This window comes from Bacillus sp. FSL M8-0350, from assembly GCF_038593345.1.
GTDB lineage: Bacteria > Bacillota > Bacilli > Bacillales > Bacillaceae > Bacillus > Bacillus safensis.
On the sequence record NZ_CP151985.1, the window covers coordinates 786,700 to 804,075 of the forward strand.

18 protein-coding genes and 1 pseudogene are annotated in these 17,376 nt (G+C 39.4%); 10 read left to right on the forward strand and 9 right to left on the reverse strand.

The annotated features are described in order from the left end of the window. Positions 1-8: 8 nt before the first annotated feature. Positions 9-1,172 carry an MFS transporter gene (locus NSS80_RS03920; RefSeq protein ID WP_342498423.1) on the reverse strand — a complete coding sequence of 388 codons (1,164 nt, stop codon included), beginning with the start codon at positions 1,170-1,172 and terminating at the stop codon, positions 9-11. 75 nt (positions 1,173-1,247) lie between these two features. Here NSS80_RS03920 and NSS80_RS03925 point away from each other — a divergent pair, with 75 nt between their 5' ends. From NSS80_RS03925 to NSS80_RS03935, 3 genes are all read left to right on the forward strand, one after another. Next, positions 1,248-1,625: an OsmC family protein gene (locus NSS80_RS03925; RefSeq protein WP_268413710.1), complete on the forward strand. Its 378-nt coding sequence runs from the start codon at positions 1,248-1,250 to the stop codon at positions 1,623-1,625. A 65-nt stretch (positions 1,626-1,690) separates the two neighbouring features. Further along, positions 1,691-2,758 carry a calcium/proton exchanger gene (cax, locus tag NSS80_RS03930; protein ID WP_342498424.1) on the forward strand — a complete coding sequence of 356 codons (1,068 nt, stop codon included), beginning with the start codon at positions 1,691-1,693 and terminating at the stop codon, positions 2,756-2,758. An 88-nt stretch (positions 2,759-2,846) separates the two neighbouring features. Continuing rightward, positions 2,847-3,608, forward strand: a complete 762-nt coding sequence (locus NSS80_RS03935) for a YfkD famly protein (protein ID WP_223255680.1) — start codon at positions 2,847-2,849, stop codon at positions 3,606-3,608. 59 nt (positions 3,609-3,667) lie between these two features. On the opposite strand, the gene NSS80_RS03940 is transcribed toward NSS80_RS03935, so the two are convergent. The 5 genes from NSS80_RS03940 to yfkAB form a co-directional block, all read right to left on the reverse strand. Beyond that, positions 3,668-4,771: a restriction endonuclease gene (locus NSS80_RS03940; protein WP_052712410.1), complete on the reverse strand. Its 1,104-nt coding sequence runs from the start codon at positions 4,769-4,771 to the stop codon at positions 3,668-3,670. Between the two features lie 104 nt (positions 4,772-4,875). Beyond that, positions 4,876-5,595, reverse strand: coding sequence for a YebC/PmpR family DNA-binding transcriptional regulator (locus tag NSS80_RS03945; protein ID WP_024425262.1), 720 nt, complete (start codon positions 5,593-5,595; stop codon positions 4,876-4,878). 131 nt (positions 5,596-5,726) lie between these two features. Then, positions 5,727-6,128, reverse strand: coding sequence for a nuclear transport factor 2 family protein (locus NSS80_RS03950; protein ID WP_034283705.1), 402 nt, complete (start codon positions 6,126-6,128; stop codon positions 5,727-5,729). Positions 6,129-6,227: 99 nt separating this feature from the next. Then, on the reverse strand, positions 6,228-7,064 hold the full coding sequence (locus tag NSS80_RS03955) for a mechanosensitive ion channel domain-containing protein (protein WP_024425846.1): 837 nt from the start codon (positions 7,062-7,064) through the stop codon (positions 6,228-6,230). Positions 7,065-7,071: 7 nt separating this feature from the next. Continuing rightward, positions 7,072-8,193: a radical SAM/CxCxxxxC motif protein YfkAB gene (gene yfkAB, locus NSS80_RS03960; RefSeq protein WP_041106321.1), complete on the reverse strand. Its 1,122-nt coding sequence runs from the start codon at positions 8,191-8,193 to the stop codon at positions 7,072-7,074. A 146-nt stretch (positions 8,194-8,339) separates the two neighbouring features. Between yfkAB and NSS80_RS03965 the strand changes: the two genes are divergently transcribed. Further along, positions 8,340-8,531, forward strand: a complete 192-nt coding sequence (locus NSS80_RS03965) for an SE1561 family protein (RefSeq protein WP_012009274.1) — start codon at positions 8,340-8,342, stop codon at positions 8,529-8,531. Between the two features lie 101 nt (positions 8,532-8,632). Continuing rightward, positions 8,633-9,424: a delta-lactam-biosynthetic de-N-acetylase gene (gene pdaA / locus NSS80_RS03970; RefSeq protein WP_024425844.1), complete on the forward strand. Its 792-nt coding sequence runs from the start codon at positions 8,633-8,635 to the stop codon at positions 9,422-9,424. Positions 9,425-9,458: 34 nt separating this feature from the next. Here the strand turns inward: pdaA and NSS80_RS03975 are convergent. From NSS80_RS03975 to NSS80_RS03985, 3 genes and pseudogenes are all read right to left on the reverse strand, one after another. Further along, positions 9,459-9,954 (reverse strand): annotated as a pseudogene (locus tag NSS80_RS03975) (DUF2716 domain-containing protein). 33 nt (positions 9,955-9,987) lie between these two features. Next, positions 9,988-10,947, reverse strand: a complete 960-nt coding sequence (gene corA, locus NSS80_RS03980; protein ID WP_025093503.1) for a magnesium/cobalt transporter CorA — start codon at positions 10,945-10,947, stop codon at positions 9,988-9,990. 134 nt (positions 10,948-11,081) lie between these two features. Continuing rightward, complete coding sequence (locus NSS80_RS03985; protein ID WP_041116201.1) at positions 11,082-11,591, reverse strand: hypothetical protein; 510 nt, start codon at positions 11,589-11,591, stop codon at positions 11,082-11,084. A gap of 434 nt (positions 11,592-12,025) precedes the next feature. On the opposite strand from NSS80_RS03985, the gene NSS80_RS03990 reads away from it, so the two are divergent. The 5 genes from NSS80_RS03990 (at position 12,026) to NSS80_RS04010 (ending at position 17,360) form a co-directional block, all read left to right on the forward strand. After that, complete coding sequence (locus tag NSS80_RS03990) at positions 12,026-12,895, forward strand: DNA-3-methyladenine glycosylase (protein WP_041116203.1); 870 nt, start codon at positions 12,026-12,028, stop codon at positions 12,893-12,895. Positions 12,896-12,997: 102 nt separating this feature from the next. Continuing rightward, positions 12,998-14,383, forward strand: a complete 1,386-nt coding sequence (gene rlmD, locus NSS80_RS03995) for a 23S rRNA (uracil(1939)-C(5))-methyltransferase RlmD (RefSeq protein WP_317222711.1) — start codon at positions 12,998-13,000, stop codon at positions 14,381-14,383. A 167-nt stretch (positions 14,384-14,550) separates the two neighbouring features. Then, a complete protein-coding gene (locus NSS80_RS04000) occupies positions 14,551-14,673 on the forward strand; it encodes a hypothetical protein (RefSeq protein WP_268744564.1) in 123 nt (40 codons plus the stop codon). 215 nt (positions 14,674-14,888) lie between these two features. Continuing rightward, on the forward strand, positions 14,889-15,959 hold the full coding sequence (locus NSS80_RS04005) for an SEC-C domain-containing protein (protein WP_041116207.1): 1,071 nt from the start codon (positions 14,889-14,891) through the stop codon (positions 15,957-15,959). Positions 15,960-16,169: 210 nt separating this feature from the next. Further along, positions 16,170-17,360: a hypothetical protein gene (locus tag NSS80_RS04010; RefSeq protein ID WP_241770666.1), complete on the forward strand. Its 1,191-nt coding sequence runs from the start codon at positions 16,170-16,172 to the stop codon at positions 17,358-17,360. Positions 17,361-17,376 lie beyond the last annotated feature (16 nt).

Sequence of the window (17,376 nt, forward strand, 5' to 3'; positions counted from 1 at the left end):
CCTCCATTTTAGTGACTCTCCAGCACTGCCGTCGTTCTCCCAAATCGAACGCAGCAAAACACAAATAATATCACGATGCTGACAAGGTAAAGTAAATTCATTCCTTCAAACGTTTGCACAAAGAATCCTCCGAGTACCGGCCCGAGAATACTGCCTGCACTAAACGCCATCCCGCACATTAAATTCCCGGCGGGAAGAAGATGCTTTGGCAATAAGTCGGTCATAAAACTGATGCCAAGCGAGAAGGTAGAGCCTACAGCCATTCCAGCGATAAAGAAACAGATGGCCACAGCCAAAACGGATTGAATGAAAATTCCTGCCAAAAGGAAAAAGAATGATCCAGCGAGTGTCACACATAAAATGATGCGGCGCCTGCCAAACCGGTCACTAAGCATCCCAAGAGGAAGCTGAAAGACAATGCTCCCAATGGCAAACGCAGGTAAAATAAACGCAACTGCATCTACTGTCACACCGCTCCTGAGTGCATACACAGGGAAGTTACTATTAAGCGTCGTTTCTAAAAAGCCGTAGCAAAATGGCATCATAAAGGCGACCCAGCCAAATTGAAAGGCCTTTTTAAAGCGCTTCAAACTGTTTGTCTGCTCTGACGTTTGCACTTCGCCTGTATCTGGATATGTATTTTTTAAAACAAACACAAGCAGCCAAATACATAAACTAACGGCACCAGAAATAATAAAAGGCAAGGCTGGATTGATCTCAATGAGCGGCGTTAAAAAAGGGCCGGCGGCAAAACCGAGTCCAAATGATAATCCATACAATGAAATATTTCGTCCGCGATTTCTTGATGATGAAGCATAGGTCACCCACGTCTGTGTAGAGAAATGCAGCATATGGTCACCAATCCCGATCATGAGCCGGAGGAAAAACCAGAAGACATAAGATTCAAAAAACACAAAGCTAAACAAGCTTAAAAAGACAGCAGCTCCTCCAATGACGATTAACGGCTTAAATCCAAACCGGCGAAGCGGTGCTTCCATAAAAGGAGACGCAAGCAGCACACCGAGATATAAGCCTGTGGCATGCAGGCCGTTTAACGTAGGAGAAGTGCCGGCATGTTCAAAAATAATGGAAATGACAGGAAGTAATGCACCCTGTGAAAAACCGGATACGGATACCAGTAAAATTAAAATCATAAAGTGAATTCTCGACATAAGATGCTCCTTACAAGTTCATGATTTCATCGTACAATGGAACCAGAGGGGTTTCAATAGAAAGGTGGAAAAGGAATGAAGCTGACATACGAAAAGGATCATTGGATCGCACTTATTGAGGACAGGCAGCTGCCTATTTCAGGAACAGAAGAACTGGGGTACCGCCCATCTCAATTGCTCACCTCAGCCATTGCAGGCTGCTTTGGAGAAATGCTCATTCATGTATGCCGTAAAAAGCGAATATCCTATGAAGGGATGACGATCACATCTGAAACGACAAGGGCAGGAGCTGTAAACAAAATTTCCTGCATTCATTTACATATCTTATTTGAAGACATCAATACATCTGATGAACAAATCGATAAAATGATCACCCTTGCATTGAAGCACTGCTCTATGGTGCAGTCCGTGAAAGAGAGTATTGATATCACCCTCTCACACGCGCGAATCTAAAATGTATACGATGACGGCACTCACGAAAGAATAACAGTCAGACATATGTAAAGGAGAATGGCTGTATGAATCGTTTATTTCTTGTGATTGTCGCAATCGGTGTTCCGCTATCGGTGATTGGCAGTTTTCTTCATTTCCCGCAGGTCATCATGTTTACCGTTTATTGTATCGCCATTATTGGTCTTGCTAGTTTTATGGGAAGAGCCACAGAAAGTCTTGCCATCATTGCGGGACCTAGAATTGGCGGACTTTTAAACGCCACATTCGGAAATGCAGTGGAATTAATCATATCGTTTTTTGCCTTAAAACAAGGACTGACGGCCATCGTACTTTCTTCATTAACTGGATCAGTCATCGGAAATTTACTGCTTGTGGCGGGGCTGTCTTTTTTTGTTGGCGGATTAAAATATAAGCGCCAAGTGTTCAATGTCCATGATGCAAGGCACAATTCAGGCTTGCTCATGTTTGCCATCATTGTAGCGTTTGTCATTCCAGAAGTGTTTTCGATGGAGATGGCAGAGAATAAGCAGTTTGTTTTAAGCATTGGGATCAGCATTGTGATGATTTTGCTTTATGTCGCGGCGCTCTATTTCAAACTGGTCAGCCACCGCGGAGTCTATGTTGCTAAGCAGGACAGTATGCAAGGTGAAGCGGAGACGGAAGAAGAAACACCTGAATGGTCTGGAAAGTTTGCCACTGTCATTTTGCTGCTTTCGACGATTGCAGTTGCGTACATTTCAGAGCGTCTTGTTCATACTTTTGATACGGTAGGAGAACAGTTTGGCTGGAGTGAGCTGTTTATCGGTGTCATTATTGTGGCCATCGTCGGCAATGCCGCAGAACATGCCTCAGCTGTCATCATGGCGTATAAAAACAAAATGGATGTAGCAGTGGAAATTGCCTTTGGCTCCACACTTCAGGTTGCCATGATGGTCGCGCCAATCCTAGTCATTAGCTCGCTATTTTTTGATAAGCAGATGCCGCTCATTTTCTCCTTGCCAGAGCTCATTGCGATGGCATCCTCTGTGCTGCTCACGGTCATTTTATCTAATGACGGGGATACAAACTGGTTTGAAGGCGCCACATTACTCGCTGCCTATTTTATTATGGCGATTGGATTTTTCCTTTTATAATCTTTTGTGGATAAGGGACGTCTTTGCGGAAAATACTATGGAAAAATGAATGAGAAAGAGTGATGATATGAAAAAGATGCTCCGCATCATGTTTGTTGTTCTCTTATCCTTAAGTTTTCTATACAGCTTTCCAGCGGAGGCGGCAAAGCCATTTAAAGTGCCATCCTCTGTCGCCAGTATCTCCAAGGAGAATACGTATCCCAACGCGTCACAGGATCAGCCGCTGCTCCAGCCGAGCGAGCTGACGGCTGAATTGTTCAAAACAACAAGTGTACCGATTGAGAATACTCATTTGATTAAAATGCTGAATGAATCCAGCATTTCAGGGACGCCATTAGCTGTTGGATACCGTGCGACCATTTTCCTCGGAAGATGGGCGCTGAGCTACGATTCAAACGAAACGGTCGCCAACTGGGAATACAAAAAAGTGAATACGAACCACATTGATAACAGAGGCGGCAACAAAACAGCCATTGGAAAATACGTTCAAAAGCAGCAAGTGAAAGTAAGTGGCGGCCTCACAGCAAAAGTGCCGAACCCAGAAGATGTGAAAACATTGATGATGCAAAAAGCGATTCAAAAAACAAAGCTGCCCCTCGCTTTTGACACCGTGATTGGTGCAGGAACAAAACGAGATCAGTCATACCACGTCTCTCCGAAAAAAGCAGCATCGCTTCATGCCTATGCACCAGCGATTAACGAAAAAGGTAAGGTCACATACGGAGAAGTGTACCTTGTACTAAAAGGAAATAAACGAAAACTTGTCGTGAAAAACGTGACCTCACAAGGAATCGGCGCTTGGATACCTGTTCAGGATCACTTGACGTTTGGGTTTCAAGGGATGAATTAAACAAACAAAACCTCTTTCATGATGAAAGAGGTTTTGTTTATAAATTGTTAATATTTATTTTACTCCTCATTGAAATAGCTAAAGTCAATTTTTTTTAAAATAAATTTCTCCCTTAAATTAACACCTATATCGTAATCAATCATTAATTTTGCTAATCGTTCACCATCAATTAGGATAATTTTTTTACTTTGTAGTCTATCTGCATAATCAATTGCATTTTTAGTAAAATGAGAAGTAGTTATAAAAACACCTTTTTTTGCGCCCATGTCATCCAGGGCACCTGAAAAGCTTTGAACAAGTTCTCTACCTATAGAATTATCCCATCGTTTTGCTTGTAAATAAATATTATCTAAGCCAAGTTTGTCTTCTTTTATAACACCATCAATACCACCATCGTTAGTTTTACCAGTAATTTTCCCGTCGCCATAACCCATAGCCATAAGTAGTTCAACTATTATATATTCGAGCTTTCTCCAATGTGCTTTTTTAATCTGTTGCAAGAGTGATTGTGCCAGTTCTTTCCTTAACTCACCTGACTTTTCTGACATAATTTCAAATGGATCAATTACTTCTTCAATGTCTTCTAATTCTTCTTCCATTTCTTTTTGATTATCATCTAACAAATCTAAACCCATTGATGTTATTTGGTATGTAGCTTGACTAATTTCTTCTATATAGTTTGAATTTTTAAGACTGTATCTAGCACTACGTATTCTTGTAATAAAAATTGAATCTTTACTGTTTTCGTAGGATCGAGATCTTTGTTCTTCAGTTAAATTAAACAACTTAGTCAATTCATCTGTTATATAACTAGAGGTATAGGGTTTACGATCTTTTATTACGTTAAGAAATGTTATGATAATTTTTTTAGTTGATGGAATATCATTTGTACTAGAACTAAAACTATTAATTAAATCTTTAATATCTGTATCCTTCTTAGGAAAGCCTTTATCAATAAATAATTCTTGCATTTCTTTCATTGAAAATATTTCACTGAGTTGCTTAATTCTTTTTAAAGCGTCCACTGATTGTTGAGTGAAAGAAATTGAATTACCTCGTTTGACACTTGGAATATATTCTTGGAAAAAATTAATCCAACGTCTTCCGCCACTTTCTGACCAGCCTACAGCTTCGGATAACTTCGTTTTCGTTAAATATTCCATTAAGCACCTCGTTGTTTATTTTTATTAAAATTATACATTATTTCCTTTAATTTCTGTTATTTATTTTAAAAAAACAGACCTTTAAAAGGTCTGTCTCAATTTCCTTATTCCCCTAAATCCACATTATGATAAACCTGCTGCACGTCTTCAAGCTCTTCTAATACATCGATCAGCTTTTCAAATTGTGCTTTCGATTCATCGTCTAATGTCACTTCGTTTTGCGGAAGCATTGTGATTTCAGCGACAGTGAATTCTTCTACGCCGGCTTGTTTGAATGCTTCTTGTACTTGATGGAATTGATCTGGTTCAGCGTACACAATCACCGTTTCATCTTCTTCCATGATGTCACGTACATCAACGTCTGCTTCCATTAATAGCTCAAGCGTTTCTTCTTCGCTTTTCCCTTCGACACCGATGACAGCTGTTTCGTCAAACATGTAGGCAACAGAGCCGCTTACGCCCATGTTTCCACCGTTTTTCCCAAATGCTGCTCGAACATCTGAAGCTGTCCGGTTTACGTTATTGGTGAGGGCGTCAACGATCACCATTGATCCGTTTGGACCAAATCCTTCGTAGCGCAGCTCATCGAAGTTCTCTTCCGCACCGCCTTTGGCTTTTTCAATGGCACGGTCCACAATATGTTTTGGGACACTATATGTTTTTGCACGTTCTAGGACAAAACGAAGTGCTTGGTTTGATTCTGGGTTTGGCTCACCTTGTTTGGCAGCCACATAGATTTCACGCCCGAATTTTGCGTAAATACGACTTGTACTGGCATCCTTTGATGCTTTCTTTTCTTTAATGTTGTTCCACTTACGACCCATCTTATTCACTCTCTTTCACTTAGAAAATACACAGTATGAGGGTCCCCATGCTGCATGAAATCATTCTGCTATCTATTATACATGAATCAGTCAAGAGGATAGAAGTCAGAGGGCTGAAGTGAAGAAAATTGTTAGCAAATGTGCCCAAGCGTTTCAAGCATTTCATGTTTTTCGTGAGCCCGAGTCAGCTCGTCACATCGAATGATCCTGCCATCTAATAAGGTGAAAAGAGCTGTGACATCTATTAAACCCCCGTCTCCGCTTGCGAGTTCAACATGTACCGTGTAACGAAAACACGCCTGCTGCGTTTCTTCATCAAATAACACATCATGAAAGGTGGGGATCACAAGCTGTGTTGTCATTTCTTTTAATGTGGATAGATGCTTTTTAAATTCATCAAGCGTGGAAACCTTCCCATCGGTCACTTGCTGATAGTCAGGTGAAAAATAAGTCTCCACCTTTTTTACATCGAACTTGGTTAACACCTCTTGATACATCTCCTTGATGAAAGAAATTGCTTCTGTTTTTGTCATTCCATACATCCTCTCTTTTGTTAACTGATTAACTAAATAACATTATAATTAACTGGTTAACAAAAAACAAATAAAAAAATAACCCCATCATAAATGAGGTTATTTTGCAGGCTGAGGATAAGCGAGATCCTCAAGCAATTTGACATCATGCTGATGAAGTTGTTTGATCATTTCTTTTCGCACAGCGAGGGCGGCGTCGAAGTATTTTTCGTCTTCGACCATTCCCTTTACTGTGATTTCAATCCCGCGATTCAGCTTATTCAGACCCATAATTCCATGAACTTGAAAGGGTTCAATGGCGTTTTGAAATTCGTCTTTTTTAAGAAAATCATGATGCATTTGATTTAAATTGTCACATGCTGTTTCAAGTGCTTGAAAGGCGATATCTGGGTTTTGATTCGCGCTAATTAACACAGATTCCGTAATGCGCATGTAGTGCATGTTATAGTTTTGGATTTGACGGATATCTCCGTTAGAAATGGTTAACAGCTTGCCGCTCCATTCTCTAATTTGCAGAGAGCGGAGACCAATCTCTTCAATGGTTCCATTAAAGAGGTTATTCACCGTCACATAATCCCCTTTATGAATCTGGCGTTCATAGATGAGGAAAACGCCTGCTAAAATATCACGAATCAGCGTCTGGGCGCCAAAACCGATGACGATCCCAGCAACACCAGCACCCGCAAGGATTTTCCCAAAGTCATGAAAGAACAGAGAAATGACATAGAGCACAAAGCAAATCGAAGCGGTGTATTGCGTGACCGATTTGACCAAGCTCTCGATCGTTTTCTTCTTCTTGTCCTCTATAAACTCAGTTCGTTTAAAGAAAATTTGAAGGGCTTTGTTAATCATAAAGACAGCAAGCCAAAGAATGAGTCCAACAAGGAGAATTTCAATGTATTTGTTTTTGACTACTGTCAGAAATGTATCGTCCATCTATCGGTTACCCCCTGGCTGTACGAGAAGTAAAATCAACATCTTGATAATAGCTGTTTTTCACTAAAACATTCGGACCGAGGCACTGCACGCTTGGGCAATGACAATTCAGTTCTTTTGCTAATTTTGTGTCCATCCAGCGTGTATAGGCTGATTGCAATGTATCAGTTGCAATGTTTCCAAGCGGTGGTGTATCGCCAAAGTCTGTCACAATAATATTCCCATCAAAAATATTCACATTCAACCGTGAGCGTCCATCAGGGTCATTTCGTACCGTGACATTTTTCTCCTGGCGCAATCGGTTGAGTAGACGCTGGTCTTCTTCATCTGTACTGCATGAATAAAATGGCAGGGTGCCAAACAGCATCCATGTGTTTTGATCACGAATATCAAGCAGCTGATGAATCGCATCCCGCATTTGCGGAAGCGTCAATGATTCAAGGGCGCTGGCGAAATCACTTGGGTACATCGGGTGAACTTCGTGGCGCTGGCATTTCATTTCCTCGACGATTTGCCGGTGGATGTGTTCGATATATGGAAGCGTGCGCTTATTCAGCATAGTTTCAGCGGATACGGTTACGCCCGCTTTGACAAGTGCCTGACTATTTTCAATCATGCGGTTAAATAATTTCTCCCGCTGCTCAAAGGTTGGTTTTCGATCCATCATGGCAAAACCGACCGTTGCAAACTCTTCGACAGTGCCCCAGTTATGTGAAATGTGAAGGACATCTAAGTATGGAATAATTTCTTCATACCGGGCTAAATCAAGGGTTAAATTTGAATTGATCTGTGTACGGACGCCGCGTTCATGGGCATACTTTAATAAAGGGACGACATATTCCCGTACAGATTTAAGAGAAAGCATGGGCTCTCCACCTGTAATACTGAGTGAGCGCAGAAGCGGAACTTCATCTAAACGGCGAAGCAGTAAATCTATCGGTAGCGCATTCGGGTCTTTAGGCTGTAAGGTATAGCCGACCGCACAATGCTCACATCTCATGTTACACAGCGTTGTTGTCGTAAATTCAATATTAGTCAGCTTCATTTCTCCGTAATCCTGCACATCGAGATAGGCTTCCCAAGGGTCGTATGCAGGTGTGATCGGACGAAGTGCTGTTTTTTGGTTCATGGTATCTATCTCCTTTTCATTCGGGCAAACGTAGACCCGCCAACAGTTAATTTTAAGCCTCATCACGGTTATACGCAAGAGGGACACAATTGATTTGCAAGGGAAAAAAAGATAAGCTATAAACAAACGCTAAAGGGAGTGTATCGATGGGTAAGGCAGCAGACAGCAAAGAGCAGCAGGTTGATTATTTAAAGAACCGATTAGATATGTTTATGAATGTGATTGATTCATTAGATCCTGAATCAACAGACGTTGAGGATATAGACAGACTGATCCAGATGATTGACGACCTGGAAGCGAAATATGAACGGTTTAAAAATGATTGGAAGGAAGAATAGCTCGCGCGGTGCGGGCTTTTTTCTTTAAATTGGCAGGTGAATCGGTGTATGAGTCTCGGTCTTATTCTGCACAATAGAAGAAAAACCGGGAAGTGACGTAAATGAAAAAATTCATGCTGATCTGTTTATGTGCGCTTTTTGTTTCCATGCCTCTCTCAGAAGCGGAAGCCGTTTCTAATAAGCCCATTAACTGGGGATTTGCGAAAAGTAAAGAGCACAGGCCGCCGGATGCGGGCAAAGAATTGACGGCACTCTTAAAAAAGTATGATGCGTTCTATTTAGGCAACACGAAAAAGAAAGAGATTTATTTTACCTTCGACAATGGCTATGAAAATGGGTACACACCCAAGATCTTAGACGTGCTGAAAAAACATCAAGTACCAGGCACCTTTTTTGTGACAGGTCATTTTGTAAAGGACCAGCCGGGGCTTGTCAAACGTATGGCAGAGGAAGGTCATATCATTGGCAACCATTCTTATCACCATCCTGATTTAACAACAAAGAGTACAAAAGAAATCAAAGAAGAACTGGACCGTGTCAATGAAGATGTGTACAAAATCACAGGAAAACAGGATAACCTCTATCTTCGTCCGCCGCGCGGTGTGTTCAGTGAAAGGGTATTAAAAGAAACAAAACAGCTCGGCTACCAAACCGTTTTCTGGTCAGTAGCGTTTGTGGACTGGCATATCCATCATCAAAAAGGAAAACAGTATGCTTACGATCAAATGATGAAGCAGGCGCACCCAGGTGCTATTTACTTACTTCATACCGTCTCAAGAGACAATGCCGAAGCGCTGGATGATGCCATCACCGCTCTGAAAAAACAAGGATATTCCTTTAAAAGTCTAGACGATCTCATGCTTGAAAAAGTATGGCATCTGCCTCAGCTATAGAAAGAAGCCTGCAGAAGACCTGCAGGCTTTTTGATTATCCCTCTCTGATTTTACGCTGAAACAAAAGAGGATGATGACGTGAAAAAGAGTCAATCAAGCCCTCGCCGAAAATGGTGATGCTTTGCTCCCAAGGATGTCCTAGCAGTCCCCAATCCATTTCTTTTGATAAAAAGAAATAGTAATCCCCATTAGGGAGAACAGGAATTTTCCATTCTCCAAATTCATCTTTTTCAAACAAGCCATATGGTGTGATCCAGTATCATTCGTGCTGCCAATCAAGTGCCAGCATATATTCGTCCGTTCCGGTGATATTCTCCTGAAAAGAGAGCAGTGCCTTTTTTTCAAGATCTTCATCTGTATGTAGAAGAGAAGAGTCCTCAAAATAAGCAGAGATATCATATGTGATGTAAGGAGAGGGTGCTTGAAAAGCGGGAAAGCGAGAGATGCTTGGTATAAATTTGAACTCTCGAGCAAATGTCTTCCAGGCAAATTTTAATTCTTTGTCTTTTTAGTGGAATCCAGTTTTCCATATGATCTTCCTCCCAAGCACTTCTCTCAAAACATTATTTAAAAATCCTAAACCACCCTTTATGTTTAAACCACAAAAGCATCCCCGAAACGAGGAGACCCATAAAAATCAGCACGCCAAAATAGCCGTATTTCCAGTGTAATTCAGGCATGTTGTCAAAGTTCATTCCGTACACCCCAACAATAAAGGTCAGTGGAATAAAAATGGTCGACACAATGGTCAATGTCATCATGATCGCATTCATCCGGTTGGAATTCAGCGTCTGATAGCTGTCTCGTAAATCGGCTGTCATATCACGGTTTGACTCAACAATTTCGGTTAGTTTTAATAGATGATCATAAATATCATTAAAATACGCTTGACGATTTGTATCGCTTTTCATCATATTTGTGTTCACAATACGATATAAAAGGTCCCTCATCGGGATAATCGTTCTTCGCAGTTTGAGTAAATCTGAGCGAATACCAAATACTTCGTTCATCAACGTGCCATACGTTTTATGCCCTTCTTCATCCTCAATTTCATTCAGCCTGTCTTCAATTTGATAAATAATAGGGAAATAATCATCAACAAGCTGATCAATCAGCATGTAGGCAATATGCTCAGGTCCGCTGTTTCTTGCTTTATCAGACCCTTTGAGCTTTCGAATCACACGTTCAACGTACGGCGCTTCCTTCAAATGAAAGGTCACGATATAGTTTTCACCAACAAACAGATCGACTTCCTCAGAACGAAGCGTTTTTTGATTAAGGGCATGCAGCACGAAAAACAAATACCCTTCATAAAAATCAAGCTTGGGCCGCTGTAAATAATGAAAACAATCTTCAATCGCAAGCGGATGGAAATGAAAATATTCCTTTAAAAGCGCTGCTTCCTTTTCCGTTGGCGCATGAAAATCAATCCAATACCAGGCGATATCGGGGCTTGAAAGCTGCTGCAATGTTGCATGTTCAATCAAGTCGCCGTTTTTTGTCACTGCAAGTTTTCTCAGCATGTGCACCCCTCCAGACTTGCATTATATCATGAAGCAGCACCGGTGAACTTATACGTTTTCTTCATAAAAAAAAGCCGATCTCATTTTTGAGATCGGTTCAATGTGCGTGTATGATTGATGGATAAAACCGAGAATTAAGGACGACGGAAGTTGACGAAACCACCATTACGGTCGAACCAGCCTCTAAATGCCCAGTTGATGTAGCCGCCGTCACCTTTGTTTGTGAAAGATCCATTTTCGAATACCCAGACTCCGTACGTAATACTTCCGTATTTCACAGTAGCAAACGTTTTGACGCCGTTGAAACGAGTCTCATAACCTTGGCTTAAGTTAAATACCATGACATTGTATTTTGCGCCAGCAGCATAGAAAGCAGACTCCATTAATCCTTTGACAAAGCCTTCACGGTTTGTGTTAGCATTTGCAGCATTGATTAATGCATTTGCAATACCAAGTACATCAAAGTTAATATTAACGTTTCCTGCAGTTGTAGATGCTTTACCTTCAGCAGCTTTGTTTAAGACAGTTTGCTGAAGTGTAGTAGAAACAGGTGCTGAAGTTTTTGGCTCAACAGCGTCAGCGAATACTGGCAGTGTCGAAGAAACAGCAGTGGCAAGGGCAACAGAAAGAATTGTTTTTTTCATTGGTCGGATCTCCTTTGTTTTTAAATTTTGGGTCTTCTTTTTTGTAAAATGTGAAACTAAGTGAAGCCGGTCATCAATGAGGTAAATATGTTCCTGCAAGATAAAACAAATGATTGCCTAATCCGCTAATTTCTTTGTTCACCTCCTTGATATGTCATAATTATACAAATATTTCTGGAATGGAAGATATCACCCAGAGGTTCTATTTCTAATTTAAGGAAAATGAGCCTAAAATGTTGAAGGATGCTGTCGAATTTTAGCTGAATTCGACTAAAAACTTTCATCTATCCAAAAGGAGAATGACCACAAATAAGGAAGATATAACTGATAAATTCTTGTACTCTTTATGTTTAAAAGTATTCAATCTAGAGAATCATTCATGCAAAATGAAACAATCACATCTGCGTATGTTTGCAGAAAGGAAGAGGACATGTATGTGGGAGAAACAGCTTGCAGTAGAGCCGCCGTATCATTTCGATCAAGTGCTTAGACGCTTATCAAGTGATCCATTAAAAGCAGTCGATTTGAGTCAAAGAGAAATCAAAGTGCCGATCAGATTAGAGCAAAAACCGTACGTGGTCATCGTTCAAGCTACTGGAACAAAGGATGCGCCTATGTTTCGGGTGCGGGCAAACGGCCCAGAGGAACCCCTTCTTTCTGAGGTGAAACGGATATTTGGCATGGAGCATCAATTACACATGATTCAAGACCATTTTTCTCAAACCAATCTAGCGTCCATTTTTGAGCAGCATATCGGAACGCCGCTCATGCTGGATTTTCATTTATATCATTGTTTAATGAAATGTATCATTCATCAGCAGCTTAATCTTTCGTTTGCTTACGAGCTCACGAAACGATTTGTCCATACGTACGGAGAGCAAATAGAAGGTGTATGGTTTGATCCTTTACCAGAAACCATTGCCTCTCTTGAAACAGATGATTTGAGAAAGCTTCAATTTAGTCAGCGAAAAGCAGAATATGTCATCGATGTATCGAAACGAATTGTGAGCGGCTCACTTTGTTTAGAGGAATTATACGATTTATCTGATTTGGAGGTGGAAGAGCGATTGCTTCCGATTAGAGGGATCGGACCTTGGACAGTTCAAAATGTGCTCATGAATGGGCTTGGAAGGCCAAATCTTTTTCCGATGGCAGATATCGGCATTCAAAACGCAATCAAACGGCACTTTGACCTGCCTGAAAAACCGACAAAAGAAGAGATGTCAGCGCTAAGCAAGGAATGGACCCCATATTTAAGCTACGCTTCTTTATATTTATGGAGAAGCATTGAGACAGATAAATAACGGAAAGGAATTTTCTCTCTTTGTCTAAGACGTGATATACTAATGAGATGGAATAAAATGAAGACAACCTATCAAGGGTTCAAATAGAACGGAGAGAATAAAGTGAAAGAAAAACAGCAAGGTGCCCTTTTGCAAAAGGGACAGCAGTTCCCGCTTACCATTAAACGCCTTGGTATTAATGGTGAAGGGGTCGGTTATTTTAAAAAGCAAGTGGTCTTTGTTCCAGGTGCGCTTCCAGGTGAGGAAGTGGTCGTTGAAGCAACGAATGTCCAAGCAAAATATGCAGAAGGTACAGTGAGGAAAGTGCGAAAGCGCTCCGAGCATCGAGTCAAACCGCCATGCCCAGTATACGAACAGTGCGGCGGCTGTCAGCTTCAGCATTTGGCGTACGAGCAGCAGCTAAATGAAAAGCGTGATATTGTCATTCAATCAATGGAGCGCCATACAAAGCTAGCGGTTGAAAAGCTTGATATTCGGCCAACGATCGGCATGGAAGATCCGTGGCATTACCGAAACAAAAGTCAGTTCCAAGTAGGACGTTCTCACAGCGGAGACATCATTGCAGGACTTTATGGACTAAATTCCCATAAGCTTGTACCGATCAAGGAATGTATCGTGCAGCATCCAAAAACGAACAAAACAACGGGCGTTGTCCGCAAAATTTTAGAGAAATTCGGCGTATCGGTCTACAATGAACGGACAAGAAAAGGCGACGTACGCTCGATTGTCGTGCGTGTCGGCTTTGAAACAGGTGAAGTACAAGTCGTTCTTGTCACATCAAAACCTGAATTTCCAAAGAAAAAAGAAATCGCAGAAGCCATTCAAAAACGACTGCCTGAAGTGACGTCTATCATGCACAATATTAATGGTGAAAAAACGTCGGTTATCTTCGGCCATAAAACATCTCACCTAGCTGGCAATATGGTCATCCAAGAATTTTTAGGAGACGTCTCCTTTGAATTGAGTGCACGTGCTTTCTTCCAATTGAATCCAAAGCAGACGCTAAAGCTTTACGATGAAGCGAAAAAAGCGGCCAAACTGACTGGAAAAGAAAAGGTTGTCGATGCGTATTGCGGTGTTGGGACCATTGGGATGTGGCTCTCAGATGGCGCCAAAGAAGTACGAGGAATGGATGTTATCAAAGAATCGATTGATGATGCCAAGAAAAATGCCAAAAAACACGGCATGAAAAACGCGACCTATGTAACAGGAACAGCTGAACATTGGCTGCCAAAATGGGTCAAAGAAGGCTTCCGTCCTGACGTCATCGTCGTCGACCCGCCAAGAACAGGCTGCGAGCGCACCTTCTTAGACACCGTCAAACAAGTCAAACCAAAACGCTTTGTCTACGTCTCTTGCAACCCATCCACACTAGCAAAAGACCTTCAATACATGTCAAAAGACTACAAAATCGAATACATGCAGCCAGTTGATATGTTTCCGCATACGGCGCATGTCGAGGTGGTAGCATTAATGTCTAGGAAATAAGTACATCAGTAATAAAAACATTGATATAGCAAGGTTTATAGGGTTTCGCCTAAGTTTATTTTAAATGAATAAACGGGTGGAACCCTTTTTGTTATTGGGGTTTAATTGGTTGAAATTTGGGGTTGAGTTGACAGATTAGATTTTGGATAGGGGAGTTGACAAGATGAATGGATGATAAAAGATGTATCGGTGTTGAGAGGTTGCTCAATGTGGGAGAACATCAAGAACATTATGTTTTAGAAAACAATCATTCAGCGGTTATTTCAAAAGAGCGATTTGAAGCGGTATAAAAAGAAAAACGGTTGGTTGAAAGGATAACGATTTATGAAAGAGAACTAACAATTGAATTTAAGTCGGGGCTTAAGATTGAAACAGAAGTATAAAATCTTTAGAAATAGTCCCTTCCCACCTTCATGAATTTTTATTTGTGGAGGTGTTTTAGTTATCTTATAACTAGATTGTAGTAAAATAAATATAATCATTTATATAGTCGGAGGTTGTTAAAGTGAAACAAGAAAGAAATGAACCTTGTAAGTGTGGAAGTGGTTTGAAATATAAAAAATGTTGCCTTAATAAAAAAGAAGAATTTGATATGAAATTACAATCACTATTTGATACTGTTGAAAAAAACAAAAGAAAAGCACGTATTTCTCATTGTTTGCATCCAGAAAGTGAAAACTGTTCAGGGAAAATTGTTCGTTCTCATGCAATTCAAAACAACAGGATTTTAAATAAATTAGCAGTTAATGGGATGCTAAAAACAATGGATGGCGAGTCGCATATGATGTTCCAAGACGTAGACACTAAAGGTAGGAAACAAGCAACTACATTTAAAGGTTTTTGCTCTTTTCATGATAAAAAAACTTTCCAACCAATAGAGGATTTTGAATTTAATGAATCTGCTGAACAGCTGTTTTTATATACATATAGAGCTCTTGCTTGGAGTTTCCATAAAAAACTAGAACAAGTTAATCATATTATTTTAAACATGGAATCATTAAAGAATAAAGGGTTTCATTTCTCGGATGATTTGATGCTTCATAATTCAATGCATTTACTAGGACATTTCGAAAATGAATCAACATTGAAAAGGTTCAATGGATATTTACAGAACGAAAATTATGAAAGAGTATCTTCATATGTATGGACAATACCTTATGAAATAAAGTTTGCTGTGTCAACTATGCTTACAATTGAACATGATATTAAAGGCAATATGATAAACAATATAAAATCCTTCCGACCTTTAAAGAATATTTATCTAAATATATTTCCAGGTAATCAAGAATCATATCTTCTTTGGACTTGGGAATCTAATCATGAAATACTTGAAAAGTTCGCAAAGCAATTTGATAGTCTGAAAGATAAAGATAAGAAAAATTATTTAAATAATAATCTTCCCAGGTGGACAGATGCCATTGTAATTTCACCAGATTTATGGGATACATGGGGCGCTCCTATTCACGAGAGTATTATCGCTCATTCTAACTTTGAATTTTTATATAGAGCTATGGAGGAAGACTTGGGGACTTATGCGTATGAATATGAATATACACCTTGGGATTTTTTTGAATAAATATTCTGCTTGGCTTCTACTAAAGACAGAATATTTCGCTATTAATGATATAATAAGAATAAAGTTTAATAAATTGTCCGTTAATTAATATAATGCAGTTTTGTTTGTGTAGAAAGTAATATAAGGAGATGGAAGTATTGTCCTATATCAATCCCATGAAAACATACTCTACACGAATGTTAACAAAAGAAGCTGGAAAGGATAGTGTTTATGTTATCAATTTCTAGGAAAGATTTATATGATGAAATTTGGTCAGTTGGAATGACAAAGGCAGCTAAGAAACTTGATATACCTTATGAAAAGTTGAAAAAGGCATGTGTTAATCATGATATTCCACTACCTACTCAATCTTATTGGAGTAAAGTATACATGGGAAATGAAAAGCCATCGCAGCCAGAATTACCGACTGCGGAAGATAGTGTAGTGATTACAATTAAAAAAGCGAAAAAGCAACAAGTTAAATTAGCTCCAAAAAAGATTGTTAAGTCCACAAAACAAAAGGAAAAACAAGAACCACCACCCTTAAAAACAAATCACGGCAAATTATTAGAACAAGAAAAAAGTTATTTTTCTTACTTTAAACAAGATGAAGATAGTTTAATAGATATTTATAATAATTTAAAAATAAACAAAACTCTATCTTCAAAACCACACAAGGCAATAGTTGAGTATAGTAAAAAAACTCAATCCTATCGAGAGGATAAATTGAGAATTAAATCGGCATCTGGAGAAATATTTCCAGAAGTTTTATCTTTTGTAGATAGCCTATTTAAAGCCCTTGAGAAAACGGGCGCCAGGATAATTCCTAAATACGATGAAACTGAAGTTATACTTAAAGATAAATATACTGTTACTTTGAACTTTAAGTTACCGTGTAGAAAAATTAACCTATCACCAGAAGATGAAAGATATTCTACATATCATACATTTGAATATGAAATTAAAGGAATAATAAATGTAGAAGTTGGATATAAGTTATCTTGGTATAGTTGGGGTAGAAGTGAAAAAAATATTAATCAAACAAAAAGAATGACTACAGAAGATCTTTTAAGAAAAGTATTTGTATATATATTTTCCTTGCCTGAAAAAATAGATGAAGAAGAAGCGGCTTATCTTATTAGAGAAAAGAAAAGGCTTAAAGAGGAAGAAGAAGGATTAATCTTGAAGGAAAAGCGAGACAATGAATACACAAAAACACAGCAACTCATAAACAATTCATTGAATTATTTCTATTCTAAATTAGTTCAGGAGTATGTTGCTGCTGAAATTGAAGAAGATTCAGACGAGTATAGGTGGGCGAAGGAAAAGGCTAATTGGATTCGTGATTCAGAAAAACATCCTGATGATTTATTAAATAATGCTGATAAGATATTAATGTTAAGATTTGAAATAAATAATTAATATAGAGGGTGAAAAG